Origin of the sequence: Streptomyces griseorubiginosus, assembly GCF_036345115.1 — a bacterium.
Taxonomy (GTDB): domain Bacteria; phylum Actinomycetota; class Actinomycetes; order Streptomycetales; family Streptomycetaceae; genus Streptomyces; species Streptomyces griseorubiginosus_C.
On record NZ_CP107766.1, the window covers coordinates 5525013 to 5542718 of the forward strand.

Below are 17706 nucleotides of genomic sequence, written 5' to 3' on the forward strand. Positions count from 1 at the left end.
CCCGCCCTGCCGCTCGCGTTAGGACAGCAAGGACAGCGATGCCCCCCACCACCACCGCCTCCTCGGGTCAGCAGCCCGGCAAGTCCGGCAGGAAGAAGGGGCGCCGAGCCCGCCTGATCGTTCTCGTCCTCGTACTGGCCCTCGTCGGTGGCGTCGCCTACGCCGGCTACTGGTCGGTGAGCACGGTGCGCGCGTCGTTCCCGCAGACCAAGGGCTCCATCGAGCTCCAGGGCCTGTCGGGCCCGGTCGACGTCAAACGCGACAGTTACGGCATCCCGCAGATCTACGCGTCCTCCGACGAGGACCTGTTCATGGCGCAGGGCTACGTCCAGGCGCAGGACCGGTTCTACGAGATGGACGTGCGCCGGCACATGACCTCCGGCCGCCTGTCGGAGATGTTCGGCAAGGGGCAGGTCGAGGACGACGAGTTCCTGCGCACGCTGGGCTGGGACCGGGTCGCGAAGAAGGAGTACGACACCAAGCTGTCGGCCTCCACCAAGAAGTACCTCCAGGCCTACTCCAAGGGAGTCAACGCCTACCTCCAGGGCAAGAGCGGCAAGGAGATCTCCCTGGAGTACGCGGCGCTGGGCTTCGTCAACGACTACAAGCCGGCGAAGTGGACCCCGGTCGACTCGGTCTCCTGGCTGAAGGCGATGGCCTGGGACCTGCGCGGCAACATGGACGACGAGATCGACCGCGCCCTGATGACCAGTCGCCTCGGCCCGAAGCAGATCGCCGACCTCTACCCCGAGTACCCGTACAGCCGGAACCGGACGATCGTCCAGGAGGGGCAGTACAACGAGCTGACCGGGGCGTTCGAGCAGAACGGCAGCTCGGACGACAACGGCCTGTCGGGCACCTCCTCGAACGGCTCCGGAACGTCCGGCGGCTCCGGCACCTCCACCGGCGGCACCGGAACGGCCACCGGAGGCACCGGAACGGCCACCGGAGGCACCGCGACGGGCACGTCCGCGTCGGCCTCCTCCACGGCGGGCTCGGCCCTCCAGAGCCAGCTGTCGGGCCTCTACGACGTCCTGGAGGACGTCCCGACGGCGGTCGGCGTGAACGGCCAGGGCATCGGCTCCAACTCCTGGGTGGTGGCGGGCTCGCACACCATCACCGGCAAGCCGCTGCTGGCCAACGACCCGCACCTGTCGGCCTCCCTGCCGTCCGTCTGGTACCAGATGGGCCTGCACTGCCGGACCGTCTCCAGCAAGTGCCAGTACGACGTCACCGGCTACACCTTCGCGGGCATGCCCGGCGTGGTCATCGGCCACAACGCGAAGATCGCCTGGGGCATGACCAACTCGGGCGTCGACGTCACCGACCTCTACCTGGAGAAGCTCTCCGGGGACGGCTACCTGTACGACGGCAAGACGGTTCCCTTCACCACGCGCGAGGAGACCATCAAGGTCGCCGGCGGCGCCTCCAAGAAGATCGTCGTCCGGGAGACCAACAACGGCCCGCTGCTGTCCGACCGCTCCAGTGAGCTGGTGAAGGTCGGCAAGAAGGCCACCGTCGACAACGCGGCCCCGGACCGCGGCGACGGCTACGGCGTCGCCCTGCGCTGGACCGCGCTGGACCCGGGCACCACCATGGACGCCGTCTTCGCGATGGACAAGGCGTCGAACTGGAGCGAATTCCGCGCGGCGGCGGCCCTGTTCGACGTGCCGTCCCAGAACCTCGTCTACGCCGACGCCACCAACATCGGCTACACGCTGCCCGGCCGCATCCCGATCCGCGCCAAGGGCGACGACGGCTCCATCCCGGCGCCCGGCTGGGACCCGAAGTACCGCTGGACCGGCAAGTACATCCAGCAGGACGAGCTGCCCTACGAGTACAACCCGGAGCGCGGCTACATCGTCACCGCCAACCAGGCCGTGGTCGACAAGGACAAGTACCCCTACACGCTCACCACGGACTGGGGCTACGGCACCCGCAGCCAGCGCATCACCGACCTGATCGAGCAGAAGATCAAGGGCGGCGGCAAGATCTCCACCGACGACATGCGCCAGATGCAGCTCGACAACAGCAGTGAGATCGCCAAGCTGCTGGTGCCCAAGCTGCTGAAGATCGACATCGGCGACAAGGACGTGCGCGAGGCGCAGGAGCTGCTGGAGGGCTGGGACTACACCCAGGACGCGGACTCGGCGGCAGCCGCCTACTTCAACGCGGTCTGGCGCAACATCCTCAAGCTCGCCTTCGGCAACAAGCTGCCCAAGGAGCTGCGGGTCAAGGGCCAGTGCCTGTGGGTCGACCCGGTCAACAGCACCGGGCCCGCGGACGAGACCGAGAAGGTCCGCGAGTGCGGTCAGCGCGATGCCGCCCAGGCGCAGCCCGACGGCGGCGACCGCTGGTTCGAGGTCGTGCGCAACCTCATGGACGACCAGAAGAGCGACTGGTGGAAGACCCCCAAGGGCGTCGGCAACCGGCCCGCGGCCACCGACCGCGACGGACTGTTCAAGCGCGCCATGATCGACGCCCGCTGGGAGCTGACCGCCAAGCTCGGCAAGGACATCGACACCTGGAGCTGGGGCCGGCTGCACCGCCTGTTCCTGAAGAACCAGACCCTGGGCACGTCAGGCCCCGGCATCGTCCAGTACATGCTCAACCGCGGCCCCTGGAAGCTCAGTGGCGGCGAGGCCACGGTCAACGCGACCGGCTGGAACGCGGCGGGCGGCTACGGCGTCGTCTGGGTGCCGTCGATGCGCATGGTGGTCAACCTCGGCGACCTCGACAAGTCGAAGTGGATCAACCTCACCGGGGCCTCGGGGCACGCCTACAGCGCGCACTACACCGACCAGACCGGCAAGTGGGCCAAGGGCGAGCTGCTGGACTGGTCCTTCTCGGACGAGGCGGTGGACAAGAACACCACGGACACGCTGGTGCTGAAGCCGTGACGTGATCCGGCAAGGGCCCCTCCACGCGCGCGTGGAGGGGCCCTTCGTCATACGGCCTCCGTCATGCAGGGGCGGGGAAGCGGCGCACGCCCGACGGCGTCACCACCGCGTGCACCGGCCGGTCGTGGGCCTCCGTCGGAACCTCGGCGACGACCTCGGAGTCGTACAGCAGCACCACCAGCGCCGGTCGTGCGCCCGCGCGCTCCAGGCGCGCGAGCACCCTGTCGTACGACCCCCCGCCGCGCCCCAGCCGCATCCCGCGCGCGTCCACTGCCAGGCCGGGCAGCAGCACCACGTCGGCACCGGTCACGGCGTCCGGGCCCAGACGTTCGCCGGAGGGTTCGAAGAGCGCCATTTTTCCGCCGTGCTGGACCCGCGCGACAGAGCCCTCGCCGGTGTAGGCACCCCAGTCCAGGTCGTTGTCCGGCAGCAGCGCCGGGAGCAGGACGCGCACGCCCCGCTCGCGCAGCGCGTCCAGGAGCGCGAGCGTGCCGGGCTCGCTCCCCACGGAGACGTACGCCGCGACCGTGCGCGCACGCGACAGCTCGGGCAGCCCGAGGGCCCGGCCGGCCAGCGCGGACGCCGCTTCGCGCACGTCATCGGCCGTCAACCTGTTCCTCACCGCCAGGTATTCTCGCCGCAATACTCGCTTGTCAGGCTCGGTGGGACGTCCGACGTGACTCAAAGTCTGCACCCGTACCCTTCCAATACGCTCATATAAGAGCTTATTAACCGGAGCCCCAGATTCCAGGCAAAGGCACCGGATAGGGTTGCCGGCATGACTCAGTCGCACCCTCGGATCAGCAAGGCTGTCATCCCGGCAGCCGGGCTCGGCACCCGCTTCCTGCCGGCAACCAAGGCCACTCCCAAGGAGATGCTGCCGGTCGTCGACAAGCCGGCGATCCAGTACGTGGTCGAGGAGGCCGTCTCGGCGGGCCTCGATGACGTCCTCATGATCACGGGACGCAACAAGCGCCCCCTGGAGGACCACTTCGACCGCAACTACGAGCTCGAGTCCGCCCTCCAGAAGAAGGGCGACGCCGGCCGGCTCGCCAAGGTCCAGGAGTCCAGCGACCTCGCCACCATGCACTACGTCCGCCAGGGCGACCCGCGCGGCCTCGGCCACGCCGTCCTGTGCGCCGCCCCCCACGTGGGCCACGAACCCTTCGCCGTCCTCCTCGGCGACGACCTCATCGACGCCCGCGACGCCCTGCTCCAGCGGATGATCGAGGTCCAGGAGCAGCACGGCGGCAGTGTCATCGCGCTGATGGAGGTGGCCCCCGAGCAGATCCACCTCTACGGCTGCGCCGTCGTGGCGGAGACCGAGGACAGCGACGTCGTCAAGGTCGGCGGTCTGGTCGAGAAGCCGGACGCGGCCGACGCCCCCTCGAACTACGCGGTGATCGGCCGCTACGTCCTCGACCCGCACATCTTCGAGATACTGCGCAAGACCGAGCCGGGCCGCGGCGGCGAGATCCAGCTCACCGACGCCCTCCAGCAGCTCGCCCAGGACGAGAAGGTCGGCGGCCCGGTGCACGGCGTCGTCTTCAAGGGCCGCCGCTATGACACCGGGGACCGCGGCGACTATCTGCGTGCCATTGTCAGACTCGCGTGCGAACGTGAAGACCTGGGCCCGGACTTCCGGACCTGGCTTCGCAGCTTCGTAGCCGAGGAGATGTAGGGATTTGAGCAGCGCCGCGACCCGTCCCGCCAACCAGGACCACCTCTGGTCGGTGGACGAACACCTGGAGGACATCCTCGCGACCGTCCGCCCCCTCGAACCCATCGAGCTGCAACTGCTCGACGCCCAGGGCTGCGTCCTGGTCGAGGACGTCACGGTCCCGGTGTCCCTCCCGCCGTTCGACAACAGCTCCATGGACGGCTACGCGGTGCGGGTCGCGGACGTGGCGGGCGCGAGCGAGGAGTTCCCGGCCGTCCTCGACGTCGTCGGGGACGTAGCGGCCGGCCAGGCCGAGCTGCTCCATGTCGGCCCCGGGCAGGCCGCCCGCATCATGACCGGCGCCCCGCTGCCGCCCGGCGCCGAGACCGTCGTCCCCGTCGAGTGGACCGACGGAGGCCTCGGCGAGGGCCCGGTGACCGGGATGCAGGCCCGCGCTCTCGCCCCCGAGGGAGCCGAGGGGCACGTGCACGTGTACCGGCCCGCCGAGGCACGCGCGCACGTGCGCGCCCAGGGCAGCGACGTCCGGGCCGGCGACCGCGCCCTGGACGCCGGCACCGTCCTCGGCCCGCCGCAGATCGCCCTGCTCGCCGCCATCGGCCGCGGCACCGTACGCGTGCGCCCGCGCCCGCGCGTGGTCGTCATGTCCACCGGCAGCGAACTCGTCCAGCCCGACGAGGGCCTCGGCACCGGCCAGATCTACGACTCCAACAGCTTCGCCCTCACCGCGGCCGCCCGGGACGCCGGCGCCATCGCCTACCGGGTGGGCGCCGTCGCCGACGACGCCGAGACCCTGCGCTCCACCATCGAGGACCAGCTCGTCCGCGCCGACCTCATGGTCACCACGGGCGGTGTCAGCGTCGGGGCGTACGACGTCGTCAAGGAGGCGCTGACCTCCGTGGGCGACGAGGACGAACCGGGCACCGGCATCGACTTCCGCAAGCTCGCCATGCAGCCCGGCAAGCCCCAGGGCTTCGGCACCATCGGCCCCGACCACACCCCGCTCCTCGCCCTGCCCGGCAACCCGGTGTCGTCGTACGTCTCCTTCGAACTGTTCGTCCGCCCCGCGATCCGCGCCCTCATGGGCCTCGACGACCTCCACCGCCCGCGGACCCGGGCCACCCTGCGAGCGGACAAGGCGCTCAGCTCGCCCAAGGGGCGCCGCCAGTTCCTGCGCGGCAGCCACGCCGACGGCCAGGTCGCCCCGGTCGGCGGCGCCGGGTCCCATCTGGTGGCCGCGCTCGCGCAGGCGGACGCGCTGATCGTCGTACCGGAGGACGTCGAGTCCCTGGAGCCCGGCACCGAGGTCGAAGTGGTCCTGCTCGGCTGAGCACCGCTGGTTGGCGGTACCGTGTCGCGCACAACGCCGGGACCGGGAGCGCCGCACAACCATGAGTACGCAGGACCGACTGACCCACATCGACGAAGCGGGAGCCGCCCGCATGGTCGACGTATCCGGCAAGGACGTCACCGCACGCACCGCGCGCGCGAGCGGGCGCGTCCTCGTCTCGCCCCGAGTGATCGAGCTGCTGCGCGGCGAGGGCGTCCCCAAGGGCGACGCCCTGGCCACCGCGCGGATCGCGGGCATCATGGGCGCCAAACGCACCCCGGACCTCATCCCCCTGTGCCACCCGTTGTCGGTGTCCGGTGTGAAACTGGATCTGTCGGTCGCGGACGACGCCGTGGAGATCCTCGCCACCGTGAAGACCACGGACCGCACGGGCGTCGAGATGGAGGCCCTCACCGCGGTCTCCGTCGCCGCGCTCACCGTGATCGACATGGTCAAGGCGGTCGACAAGGGAGCGGTCATCACGGACGTACGGGTGGAGGAGAAGACGGGCGGCAAGTCGGGCGACTGGAGCCGGTCATGACAGCCGACGGCCCCTCCACGGGCGCCGCATCGACGGACGGCGCGCGCCTCGCGCCGTACCGCGCCCTGGTCGTCACCGCCTCCAACCGGGCCGCCGCCGGTGTCTACGAGGACAAGGGCGGCCCGCTGATCGCCGACGGCCTGAAAAGGTTCGGCTTCGAGGTCGACGGCCCGCAGGTCGTGCCGGACGGTGACCCCGTGGAGGCCGCCCTGCGCGCGGGCGTCGAAGCGGCCTACGACGTCATCGTCACCACCGGCGGCACCGGCATCTCGCCCACCGACCGCACCCCCGAGGCGACCCGCGCGGTGCTCGACCACGAGGTGCCGGGCATCGCCGAGGCCATCCGCGCGTTCGGCCGGGACAAGGTGCCCACCGCCGCGCTCTCCCGGGGCCTGGCCGGGGTGGCGGCGGGCACGCTGATCGTGAACCTGCCGGGTTCCAGCGGCGGGGTCAAGGACGGACTGGCCGTCCTGGAGCCCCTGTTGAGGCACGCCGTCGACCAGATCCGTGGCGGCGACCACCAAAGACCCGGCGCCGGCAGTGGGGGTGCGAGCTGAACAGCCCGTCATGGCCCGTCGTACTGGCGGACGGCGATGTCGTCCTGAGGCCGATAAGGATGCGCGACCAGCGGACCTGGCGAGAGGTCAACCGGCGCAACCGGGACTGGCTGCGCCCGTGGGAGGCGACCATTCCGCCGCCCACCCCGAGCGGGCCGATCGCGCACCGGCCGACCTACCGGCAGATGGTCCGGCACCTGAGGTCCGAGGCGAACGCGGGCCGGATGCTGCCGTTCGTCATCGAGTACCGGGGGCAACTCGTCGGGCAGTTGACGGTCGCGGGAATCACCTGGGGCTCGATGTGCTCGGGGCACGTCGGTTACTGGGTGGACCAGTCGGTGGCCGGGCGCGGGGTGATGCCGACGTCCGTGGCGCTTGTCGTGGACCACTGTTTCCGCACCGTCGGTCTGCACCGCATCGAGGTCTGCATTCGCCCCGAGAACGGCCCCAGCCGACGGGTCGTGGAAAAACTCGGATTCCGCGAGGAGGGACTGCGGCCGCGCTATCTCCACATCGACGGGGCCTGGCGGGACCATCTCGTGTTCGCCCTCACCGCGGAGGAAGTACCGGACGGGTTGCTCAGACGCTGGCAGCGGGCACGCTCCAGCAAGCAGGTCCCGGATACAGGTCCCGGAATTGAATAAGTGTTCGAAAATGATCGGTGCATGACCGTCTCGGGACATTGAATTCGCGACTCGGGCGGCCTGCTGATCGGATCGGTCACAAAAAAAGCTCGAAATATCAGCCAGATCGTGCGACACACCGGCTCAATTGGCAGATGGCCTCACGCAAACCCCTCTACCGTGTGAGGCGTGAGCAGCAGCGGCCTCATCTACGCAGTCATTGTCGGGGCCTGGGCCGCCTACTTGGTGCCGATGTGGCTCCGTAGGCAGGACGAGCTGAACGAGGCCCGTCCGACGGAACGCTTCAGCACCGCCATCCGGCTGCTGTCCGGACGGGCGGGCATGGAGCGTCGATACGCCAAGGACCTGCGCGCGCGCTCCACCGACGAGGGGGAGCACGGCGCCGACGATCCGGACGCCGTCACCGACTCGGTGGACGTCCGGGCCTTCGCCATGCCCCCGACCCGTCCGCAGACCCAGGCGCCGGTCCAGCCGGCGGCTCAGGGGCGCCCGTCCGAGCCGTCGCGCGAGTCCGCGCGGGAAGCGGGACGGGAAACGGGACGGGAGGCTGGACGAGAAGCAGCGCACGGCGACCCGGCGCGCGCGAACGCGAAGCCGAACGCGCCCGCGTCCGAGCACGGCGGCGCTCCCACACGGAAGCAGCCCCCCGCGTCCGCCGCGTCCGCCGCCCGGCGCACGGCCGCCGCGGAAGCGGCCGCGGCGCGCGCCCGGCGTATGAAGGTCCTCGCGCGCCGACGGCGTACCACGGTGATGCTCTTCGCGGCCTTCACCCTCGGCACGATCGTCGCCGCCGTCGGAGGGCTCGCCTTCCTCTGGGCGCCCGGGGTCCCCGCGGTGATGCTCAGCGCCTACATCGCGTACCTGCGCTCCCAGGAACGCCGCCGGTTCGCCTACCAGATGGACCGGCGCCGGGCCGAGGCCGCCGCGCAGCACCTGCGGGAACGGGCCCGTCAGCCGCGCCGGCGCGCGTCCGTGAGCACCGGCGTGGACGCCGACGAACCGGACGAGGGACCAGAGCCCGCGACGGATCCCGGGCTCTCCGCACTCGCCGCCGACCGGCGCGCCCTCGTCGAACAGACCGACCACGCCGAGTGGGTCGACCAGCAGCGGGAGCGGCAGCGCAGGCCCGGGCACGGGGACAGCTGGGACCCGGTACCGGTGCCGCTGCCGACGTACGTGACCGCGCCGGTCGCGCCGCGGGCCACCGCGGACGTGGACCTCGGCGCCCCCGACGCGTGGAGTTCGGCCCGGTCCAGCACGGTCACCCCGGAGCACGAGGCGACAGCTGCCGCGCAGGACGGGGCCCAGGACGGGGAATCGGAGGAGGAGCTCGCCGACGCGGACGACAGGCCCGCGGCGGACGGTCGCACCGACGCCCGCCGCGCCGCCTCCGCGCGCCGGGCACGTGAGCGTGGCCGCACCCCCCTCTTCGACCAGTACGAGGAAGGTGAACGGCCGCGCGCGGCCAACGAGTGACGCCCGGGACGGGACCGCGAGGCCCGCGGACCCCGCTCCCTGACCAGCCGGGAACGGATTTCCAAGCACCCGGATGGGGATGCTAGAGTTTCACTCGTTGCAAGGGCCTGTGGCGCAGTCCGGTAGCGCACCTCGTTCGCATCGAGGGGGCCAGGGGTTCAAATCCCCTCAGGTCCACCAGAGTAAGACAACTGGAACCCTGCAACTGTGAGGGGCCGCCCGCTGGGGCGGCCCCTGTTGCTACCAGCACAACGCCCGTCCCCGCCTGGGGGCGGGCGTTGTGGCTTTTGGGGGCTGGTATGGCGGCCTGGGGCGTCCCGGGGGCCGCAAGCGGCTTGGCGGCGGCTTGAGTGCTGCTCTGCGAGGTGTGCAGGGTGTTGAACGGCTCCTTGAGCTTATGGCTCACCTGGACGTCACCGTTCAAGTCCTCGTCGATGTACAGCGTCTCGAAGAGAGCTTGGTTCAGCCGGCGACGCTGCTGATCGTCACAACGCCGGTAGAGCGCCTGGGGGTCTTCAAGGAGTCGCAAGCATGCCTCGATGATCTCCCCGGCCAGGCCGAGATCCTGATCGGTGTCGGCAAGCCGTTCCGTAAGGCGCTTGCGCTGCCGGGTGATCTCGTGCAGTCGTGCGCGGATCTTGCCCTGGGGGAGAGTGCCGTCGGCGGCTAGATCGATGAGGTTGGTTTCCTTGGTGTCGAGCTCACGAAGCTGTTTGGTGAGCTGGGCATTGAGGAGTTTGGTGGCTGCCTGCTGTTCGTCCACCATGGCTGTCAGATCGGCGCGCATGGTCTTGGTGAACTCTGGCGTGAAGCGCACGGTTGCGTAGTGGGCCTCGACAGCCTCCTCGACCTTGCCGAGTGGGATGTACGGCAACTCGCAGGTGTGCTCGTAGCGCCCAGTGCAGAAGAAGTACCGGTAGGTGTTGCCGTGCCGGTTGGTCGCCTGGCTCAAGATCATGCGACGGCGTTCGCCGTGGCGGCGTCGGCAGGAGCCGCAGAACAGCGAGCCTTTCAGCTCGTGGTGATGGACCCGCCGCAGCTCTTGGGCTTGGGTCCGTGAGTTGGCGATGTCCTGAACGCGGTCGAAGAGGTCTTCTGAGATCAGGGGCTTGTGGCGACCCTTGTACTTCTCGCCCTCGTAGGTGATCCACCCCGCGTAGTAGTCGTCGCGGATGACGAGAGCAAGGCGGCTTATGGAGATGCCACGCTCAGGGTGGCGCGCGGTACGAGCCATACGGAGGCCACGCTCGTAGAGCTCCTCTGTCAGGTCCGCCAGGGTGTACTCGTCGGTGGCGTACAACTCGAAGGCCGTACGAATCAGCGGACCCCGTACCGGATCGATCATGACTGTGCGGACCCGGCGGTCCTCGATGTGTTCGATGGTGTTCAGGTAGCCGACCGGCGCGAGGGTGATCGTGCCGCCGTTCTTGGCTTTCTGGCCCATCTTGTACCTGATGTCTTCGGCACTCTGATGCGAGGAGTACTCGTTGATCACGGCCAGCATGCCGTGGAGCATCCGACCGGTCGGGGTGTCGTCGATGTTCTTCTCGACGGCTGAGATCAGCTTGACGCCCAGCTTCTCCAGGGTGGACACCATCAGAGCGTCGTCCAGCCGGTTCCGGGCGAAGCGGCTCAGCATGTAGACGATCACGTAGCGCACGTTGGGGTGCTCGCGCAGGTAGGCGATCATCTGCTGGAACTCGGGCCGCTGGTCGATCGTGCGGGCGGTACGGCCCGGGTCGATGAACTCGGCGGCCTTTGCAGAGCCCAGCTCCCGACCGCGCTCCTCAACCTTCTCGCGCTGCGCGGGGATAGACACCCCCTCAGGGTTGTAGTCGGTATTGACTTGTCCTCTGGAGGAGACACGCAAGTACGCGACGTAGTCATCACCGGTGATGCGTTCTATTGCTTTCTTTTTCAGTTTCACGCTTCGGGCTTCTCCTTTCTTGTTTTCTTGGGGTTTTGGTAGTCCTATGGTAACTCCGTTACGCCAAGTTACCGAGGGCTATTTTGGCTACCCGCCCCGCTATGGGGTGGGTATGTTTTCCGGCCCTTCGGCGATCAGGTGCGGAAACTCCTCGACCGTCACGACGTGAAACACGTTGGCCGCCGCCAAATGCTGCAATCGCGGCTCGGCGGCCAGCGCTGCACGTATGGCGTCCTGTCTCTTCTGGTTCGGCACAACCCAAACCACGGACGGAAACAACCCATGTTCCTGTTGGTGGATGCCCGAGCTCGCATACCGCTCGTATTGGAGAGCTTTGCGCACGATGACCGGGGCGTGTTCGGTGGCGTTGTCAGCCTCGATGAACAGGTGGTGCTCGTAGTCGCCGTCTGCGGTGATTGCGAACAGGTCGGGCTTGAGCCACTGGCGGGCACCGTGCGCCAACAGGAACGTTCGCCAGCACTCCGGCTCGGCTTCAAGTCGCAGTAGCTCGATCTCACCGTGCCTGGCCAGTTCGTAGAGCCGTATGGCTAGGTCGGCGGCTGCCAATGTGTGAGCGATGAAGCTCGGAGACGGTTCGCTGTAACGGCGTCGCGCGGGGTCCCCGTGTTGAGCTCGGAGAAGCCGCTCACCGGTCGCGCCGAGCTGCCACACGATGCCGGTACTCCCGGCTCGTACGCCCCCGATCCGGCGTTGCAGACGGGTGATCAGGCGGCGGGATTCCAGACGGGTCAGTACCCGGATAGTGGCTACGGCGGCGGCCATTTCCGTCGCGTGGCTCTTCCCGCTTCCAGCTTCGTGGGGTTCATTGCTGATCGGGAAGTGCAGTCGCCGGATTAGTGCAGTTGTCAGTGCGCGATGCACGCGCAATGACTCAAGGATGGATAGATCGCGCTCGGAGAGTGATTCGAGCAAGCTTGCTATGTCGTTGTACTTCATAAGAATCTCCTTTCTTGAAAAATTATTGGTCCGCGCAAAATTTCCGCTGCCGCTACTCCTGGCCGTGCTGCATGGGGTGGTGTTCTTCTCTGGCCAGATCTTTGATGCGGCAGGGCCGCCAGGGAGCGCGAGGACAAGCGCAGGATGCTGGTCAGTCCCCTCCCGCGTGGCGCATCCGACCGGGGCTGTCCTGCGCAGATACGTCGATGATCTCCGTCGTGAAAACAGGAGCGAACAGAGGAGCGGATAAAGCATTAGCTCGCGTGCAGTAATGCGTCCTTGGACTTTGCTGATCACGAGGCGTCGGGTCGATTCCGACGTTTGCGTCCGAACTGCTGTGGCGCAGGCTCGGGCGACGGCTGGGCGGCACCTGGCGCCGTGCGCGCCGGTGCGGTTTCCGTAGGCGCGTAGTTGGTGCGAGCGGTCATTCGTACGGTCTCGACGTCAGCGACGACCGGTGGCGGCGGAAGCGTGCGCACCAGTCCCCAGCCGGACGGAGCACCGTCAGCTACCAAGTTGGCGTAGGCGTGGAACCGGGGGAGCGACATGAAGTCCGCAGGCTCCAGCTCCGGGGCCAGCTTGGCGGCCAACTCGCGGGCGTCATCGGCTTCGGTCGCAAAGATGACTTTGCTCCTCGCGTTGATATCCACGGCAGTTCGTAGCTCTGGTGGGAGCTGGTTACGGAACTGTGCGGCCAGGAACCAGCCAACTGACAGGCTGCGCGAGATTGCGAGTGCGTCGGCTAGCGAAGTCGGCAGGTGGACAAAGCGGGGTGCTTCATCGACGTAGACGACTCCGGGCCGTTGGCGTGCACCGGCTTCGCCTGCCCGTTCCTGGACGGCTTGCCATACCTCCGCGATGATCAGGCTGCCGAGCAGACTTGCCACCCCGGGCCCGATGAGGCCCTCGTTTAGGGGCACGAGCACGACCTTGTTCTCCCGGAAGACGTCCCGTAGCCGGAACCGGCCTTGCCGTTGATCAAGCATCCGCACCACCGCCGGCCGCAGCAAGAACTGCCGCAGTTTGTTCATGGGCGCGGCCAGGACAGTCGCCTGGGCGGCAGGGCCTTGTTCGTCCCATGCAGCCCAGAACTGGGCCAGTGCGAGGTCGCCCTGTACGCGGCCGACATATGGACGACGGAATGCGGGGTCGCTGAACAGTCGGGGCAGGTCGGTCAACGTCGCTGGGACGTTCGGACTACTGCCGCGGGCCAGGGTGCGCAAGCCGGAGCTGAACAAGTCAGCAGTGCGAGGGCCATAGCCATCTGCGAAGACCGACGCGAACACGGCCAGGATGCCGTCGACGACCACGTCCGGGTCACGGCGACCGATGTCCAGTGGGTTGAAGCCGACTGGATTTTCGTCGGCAGCGTTCAGCTCGACTATGTCGTCCACCCTGTGTGCTGGCACCCGCGCCAAGATGTCGTCAATGAGCTGCCGCTTGGGATCGAGCACAACCACGGGCCGGCCAGCAGTTATGTCCGCGGTGATCAGGTGGAGCAGGACATTCGTCTTACCAGACCCCGCAGGGCCGTATGCCACGCCGTGAAACGTCTGATCCTGCGGCGCGATACCCAAACGCCGGTTGTCGCCGGGTGCTGCGCTCTCCGCAAAGACTCGCTCGTCCTGGTGGACTCGAGCGGCCACCCGGAGTGGCTTCGGATGGAGTGGTGGCAGACCTGGGAGGTCCTCGTTACCGAGAGGCCATGCAAGCGGCCCGAGCAACTCGGGCACCGACAAGCGCAGTGGCCACAGCCACGGCCGACGAGCGCGGTTGAGCCGGGACGCAGAGTCTCTCACCAGCCGTATGCGTGTCCCAGGCCCTTGGGCGACCGTCAGGCCCGACAGCACGCCCATGAGCAACGTGCTACGCCGTCTCTGCGTGCCAGCAGCTGCACCGACGCGGATTGTGGCCATAAAGCCGGGATGTTCGGCGCGCTTCCGCAGTCGAGCCCGAAGCTCTGTTCCCACCGGCCTGGTGCCGGTCAACGCCTGCCGCATGAGCGGCAAGCTGGGATCGGGAAGCTCTGCGGGCAACACGCTGGGGAGGATGCGCGGGCCAAGCATGACTTGGACGACGAGCGCCTCGTTCTCCGTCAGCGGTACGGCCAGGGCCGAGAGCACGGCTCGGGAGACGGCCTCCGGGGTATCCATGCTCAGCGGGAGGTACGAGGGCCGAACTCGCAGTCGCCCAGCCGACGCCACCTGCGGACGAGCCGGAGTGTGTTCCGGTGCGTCGTCCAGGTGACAACCGGGGAGGAAGTGTCCAAGTAGCCGAGCCAGTCGAGCTATGTCTACGGGACGGCCTCCGACCAGGTGACGGATGTGGCTACCCTCGGCGCGAACTTCCCATACCAGCCCAGCGGTCTGGCGATCAGCCGCTAGCCGGCCCACCAGGGCGAGCGCGGTGTCGGAATCGAGTGGCCGTGGCAGATGCAGCCGGGCGAACTGAATGCCCTGCCGTGGAGCTGCCGTCATCCAGCGCTCCTCTCATCTGCTGCTTCCGCTTCGGCGACGCGTTGCCGCTCAGCAAGCACTACTGCAATCAGGGCCTTGCTGAGCTTGCGGAGATCCGGTGTCTCTCGCCGAACGCCCTCGACGAAGAACCGACGTTCCGGCCGCTTGGCTCTGGCTCTTCGTGCAGCCATCTATCGCCCCCTTTCGCCGGGAGCGCTTTGGTGATCGCTGGGTACCGGGTAGCCGGGGACGCGGACGTCGGCGTCGACCTCGTTGCCCCAGACGAACCAGTCGCGAGTGCTGGGCGGTCGCCTGCGGGCAAACAGCTCCAGGTAGGGGCCAGGGGAGATCCGCTCGATGACGGCGTACTGCTCATCGGGCTTGCGAGAGTGTTCCTGGACTGGCGCGTTGATCCATGTCGGCTGCGACTTGAAACCGACAGGGGCTTTGCCCCGTGTGCAGAACAGCAGGTGCTCCGTGCTGTTTCGCAGGTAAGCCCCCAGGCCCAGGCGGAACTTCACCCAGGTGAGAACTGACCGGGGCGTGAAGCCCCAGGCTTCGGCGACGTCGTACCCGTCGCGCAAGCTGGCGTTAGTGACCCACAGCCAGAGGTGCGCGTCATCCTCGGCGAGGTCTGAGACTGGCATGTCCTTGATGCGCTTCAGGCTCATGAGCCTGTAGTGCCGTTCGGCACCCTTGATCCCTTGTTGCTGGTGATCCCATGGGGGGTCGGCCAGGATGGTGTGAAAGCGAGCGGGGACCACCCGCGATGATGTATTTGTCACGTACTTTGTTACCCTCCTTTCTCTGTCCTCCGGCTTTATCCCCGGAGGTACTTATACATGTAGAACATTCCGATCAGCTTGGAAATCGTTCGCTCGCTTGAAGATTCGAGCGAAGTTTCAAGCGAGTACACAGGTTGCCTAAGCTGTTGGAACGCTCATTTTGCGCAAGAGCCGGGCAGTGAAAATGTCGTTGTGCTATGCACTACGCTCTGCCCGGCCCAGTGCTACCAGCGTCGCCTTTGGCGGATCATCAAGATGACGGACGCCAGGGATGCCACGACGACTCCGGCGATCAGGAACGGAATCACCGGCTGCACTAGGTCGAACGCCCAGCGGATTCCGTAGGCAAGTGCCAGGAGAAGAACGAGCGCGTGAAGCGCTCGTCTCTCCCATCCCGGTCCATGGTTCACGACGGCCGGTACTCCTCGAACTCCGTCGAGTTTCTGAACGGGTCGTATGCCGACAACTTGGCCAAGAGCTTGCGCTTGGCTGCTGTGAGCCGCGCCTCCTCGCTCTCACTGAGAGCGCAGAAGGCGTTCAGCAGCGGCCACCGGATTTCGGTGATGAGGTGCTCGAAGTTGCGTACCTTGTCGAGCTGGCTCATTCTTTTTCTCCTTTCATGCGGCGGATCTTGCTTTCGGCGTCACGCCGTTTGCGCGTGATCTCGTCCATTGCGGCGTTTGCCTGGTCGAGGTGATGCGCAAGCCTGCGTGCCGTTCGGTCACGGTGCCACTGCCAACTCCGGCCGATAATGACGGCCAGAATCAGCAGTAGCGCGAGGGTCAGTCCGTCCACTCAGTCAATCTCCGAGTTGAAGTTCGCGACCGACCGAGCGATGCCTTGGATCGTGGTGTTCACGATCAGGGCGATCGCGTCGGCCGCGTGTGGGTGGATGGACTCGGCTTGGCGCTGGACGGCCACGAGGTACGAAACCTCAGTAATAGCGTGGTCGCCAACGCTCGCCTTGGCGTGGACGAGAGCCTGTTGCACCTTGGTCTCGCACGCAATGAACGCGATATCGCGTCGTACGGACGCGGGGAGGTTCCTGTTGCCTCCGCCCCGCTTGATGAGTTCGCCAGCCATATAGGCGTACTCCTCTCTGTTGAGTTCTGAAACGTCGAGCCGTTCCCAGGCGTTTGCCGGGTGGCTTTCGCACTTCCTTGGTGCGATGAGAAAAGCGTGGCGGACGACCAGAGCGAAGTCCCTGCACGAAGCGTGCGAAAACCCTGCACATACCGTCGTTGGCCTGCGAGGATGACCCCGAGAACCGTCGAAGATCGTGCAGGGGGCGTCAGGTGGCGGACGAGGACACAGCCGACGAGGCAACTGAGCAGCCGCAGCAGGCCGCGGAGGACAGCGAGCAGCGGGCAGTCCTAGCACAGGTCATTGCCAAGGAGGAGTTGCCGCGTATCCGGCAACGCGGCGTTGACGACCTCGACCTGACAGCGCACAACCGCAAGCCGGTTAGCTGCGAACGAGTTGAGCAGCTTGCCCGCGTACATAGCGAGAAAAAGGGCACTAGCGCCAACAGCCGGCCTGTGCTTGTCCGGAGCCTTATAGATGACGCGCTGAGCGCCTACGCAGAGCAAAACGAAGCTTCGGCTACGTTCATCCGGGAACTGTTCTTCAACTCCGAAGACACGACTGTGCCAGCCAATCCCGGCAAGCTCTTGGATGACGCGCGCAAGAAGAGTGGCCTTGCGGACAATCCGCAAAAGTTCGACCGGATCAGGCGCAAGGAGTTTGCCAAGTTCTCTGAGTTCCTGGCTGATTACGTGCTTCGTGACGCGGCCGTGAGCCCAAAGACAGCCCGCATTATCTACAAAGTGCCGAAAGGCTATCGGTTCGAGCAAGTAAAGCGGGGTACGTGGCAAGTCGTACGTACCAGCCTGCGGCACAGAGTTCGTGTGCCTATCGCGATTGTTGCGATCATAATGCTAGGCATAGTCGCGGTGCTCGTGTACTTCATCTACCGCCTGCCAGAAGATACAAAGATCAAGGTTGGCAGGAAAACGGCAAACACGTATGCGGAACCCTCGCTGTCTGCGCTAAAGGGATCGCCCATGAAACCGGGGCAATGGGCAGACCCGTTGTGCGTGGCCACCGTCTTGCGGGCGGACTATACGCCGGTCTATTGGGTGCAGATCGAAACGAGGCCATGGGAGAATTACTACGTACTCGCAACTGATCTTTCGATGGGCGTAAAAGAGGGTGAGGCCCTACTTCTTGCAGGAATCCCGCGTTGCCCGACCAAATGAAGTTCGAGCTCGATACCGCCACCACACATAAAGCACAGGACGGCTCGCCCGTGGCCGAGAATTTGGCGGAAGCTGCAAGCGCTCCAGTGGCCAAGCACGGCGGCCGGTAGCGAACCAATGGCTTTGCTGCATGCGAAAGACGCACAAGTGGCAGGCATAGAGCGGCAGCGTCGAACCGTGCGCAGTTATGTCACCAA

General features: G+C 66.9%; 16 protein-coding genes, 1 tRNA gene and 1 pseudogene. 10 read left to right on the plus strand and 8 right to left on the minus strand.

Translation table 11 applies throughout. From position 1 onward, the window contains the following. The first annotated feature begins 38 nt into the window (after positions 1-38). Positions 39-2900: a penicillin acylase family protein gene (locus tag OHN19_RS25055; protein ID WP_330266345.1), complete on the plus strand. Its 2862-nt coding sequence runs from the start codon at positions 39-41 to the stop codon at positions 2898-2900. A 61-nt stretch (positions 2901-2961) separates the two neighbouring features. On the opposite strand, the gene OHN19_RS25060 is transcribed toward OHN19_RS25055, so the two are convergent. Next, positions 2962-3585 (minus strand): 5-formyltetrahydrofolate cyclo-ligase, encoded by a 624-nt coding sequence (locus OHN19_RS25060; protein ID WP_330269702.1) that lies wholly within the window; start codon positions 3583-3585, stop codon positions 2962-2964. Positions 3586-3678: 93 nt separating this feature from the next. Between OHN19_RS25060 and galU the strand changes: the two genes are divergently transcribed. From galU to OHN19_RS25100, 8 genes are all read left to right on the plus strand, one after another. Beyond that, positions 3679-4581 carry a UTP--glucose-1-phosphate uridylyltransferase GalU gene (gene galU / locus OHN19_RS25065; RefSeq protein WP_330266346.1) on the plus strand — a complete coding sequence of 301 codons (903 nt, stop codon included), beginning with the start codon at positions 3679-3681 and terminating at the stop codon, positions 4579-4581. A 4-nt stretch (positions 4582-4585) separates the two neighbouring features. Next, entirely contained in the window at positions 4586-5908 is a 1323-nt protein-coding gene (gene glp / locus OHN19_RS25070; protein WP_330266347.1) for a gephyrin-like molybdotransferase Glp, read from the plus strand. A 61-nt stretch (positions 5909-5969) separates the two neighbouring features. After that, positions 5970-6449 carry a cyclic pyranopterin monophosphate synthase MoaC gene (moaC, locus tag OHN19_RS25075; protein ID WP_020137770.1) on the plus strand — a complete coding sequence of 160 codons (480 nt, stop codon included), beginning with the start codon at positions 5970-5972 and terminating at the stop codon, positions 6447-6449. Beyond that, positions 6446-7006 (plus strand): MogA/MoaB family molybdenum cofactor biosynthesis protein, encoded by a 561-nt coding sequence (locus OHN19_RS25080; protein WP_330266348.1) that lies wholly within the window; start codon positions 6446-6448, stop codon positions 7004-7006. The genes moaC and OHN19_RS25080 overlap by 4 nt, the downstream gene beginning before the upstream one ends. 59 nt (positions 7007-7065) lie before the next feature. After that, a complete protein-coding gene (locus tag OHN19_RS25085) occupies positions 7066-7650 on the plus strand; it encodes a GNAT family N-acetyltransferase (RefSeq protein ID WP_381300660.1) in 585 nt (194 codons plus the stop codon). 168 nt (positions 7651-7818) lie between these two features. Next, on the plus strand, positions 7819-9126 hold the full coding sequence (gene glpR, locus OHN19_RS25090; protein ID WP_330266349.1) for a gephyrin-like molybdotransferase receptor GlpR: 1308 nt from the start codon (positions 7819-7821) through the stop codon (positions 9124-9126). A 103-nt stretch (positions 9127-9229) separates the two neighbouring features. Then, a tRNA-Ala gene (locus tag OHN19_RS25095) sits at positions 9230-9306 on the plus strand. A 217-nt stretch (positions 9307-9523) separates the two neighbouring features. Then, positions 9524-9796 carry a hypothetical protein gene (locus OHN19_RS25100; RefSeq protein ID WP_330266350.1) on the plus strand — a complete coding sequence of 91 codons (273 nt, stop codon included), beginning with the start codon at positions 9524-9526 and terminating at the stop codon, positions 9794-9796. A gap of 165 nt (positions 9797-9961) precedes the next feature. On the opposite strand, the pseudogene OHN19_RS43955 reads toward OHN19_RS25100, so the two are convergent. The 7 genes and pseudogenes from OHN19_RS43955 to OHN19_RS25135 form a co-directional block, all read right to left on the minus strand. Further along, positions 9962-11053, minus strand: a pseudogene (locus OHN19_RS43955) (recombinase family protein); the annotation flags it as partial. A gap of 99 nt (positions 11054-11152) precedes the next feature. Continuing rightward, positions 11153-12010 (minus strand): replication-relaxation family protein, encoded by an 858-nt coding sequence (locus tag OHN19_RS25110; protein WP_330266352.1) that lies wholly within the window; start codon positions 12008-12010, stop codon positions 11153-11155. A 293-nt stretch (positions 12011-12303) separates the two neighbouring features. Beyond that, the gene (locus tag OHN19_RS25115; RefSeq protein ID WP_330294126.1) at positions 12304-13656 is read right to left on the minus strand and encodes a type IV secretory system conjugative DNA transfer family protein; all 1353 of its coding nucleotides are present in this window, start codon (positions 13654-13656) and stop codon (positions 12304-12306) included. A 1001-nt stretch (positions 13657-14657) separates the two neighbouring features. Next, positions 14658-15251, minus strand: coding sequence for an MT-A70 family methyltransferase (locus tag OHN19_RS25120; protein ID WP_330266354.1), 594 nt, complete (start codon positions 15249-15251; stop codon positions 14658-14660). A 406-nt stretch (positions 15252-15657) separates the two neighbouring features. After that, on the minus strand, positions 15658-15855 hold the full coding sequence (locus OHN19_RS25125) for a hypothetical protein (protein WP_330266355.1): 198 nt from the start codon (positions 15853-15855) through the stop codon (positions 15658-15660). Continuing rightward, positions 15852-16046 carry a hypothetical protein gene (locus tag OHN19_RS25130; RefSeq protein ID WP_330266356.1) on the minus strand — a complete coding sequence of 65 codons (195 nt, stop codon included), beginning with the start codon at positions 16044-16046 and terminating at the stop codon, positions 15852-15854. Before OHN19_RS25130 ends, OHN19_RS25125 begins: the two co-directional genes overlap by 4 nt. Beyond that, complete coding sequence (locus tag OHN19_RS25135) at positions 16047-16334, minus strand: hypothetical protein (protein ID WP_330266357.1); 288 nt, start codon at positions 16332-16334, stop codon at positions 16047-16049. Positions 16335-16546: 212 nt separating this feature from the next. Here OHN19_RS25135 and OHN19_RS25140 point away from each other — a divergent pair, with 212 nt between their 5' ends. After that, a complete protein-coding gene (locus tag OHN19_RS25140) occupies positions 16547-17509 on the plus strand; it encodes a hypothetical protein (RefSeq protein ID WP_330266358.1) in 963 nt (320 codons plus the stop codon). Positions 17510-17706: the final 197 nt, after the last annotated feature.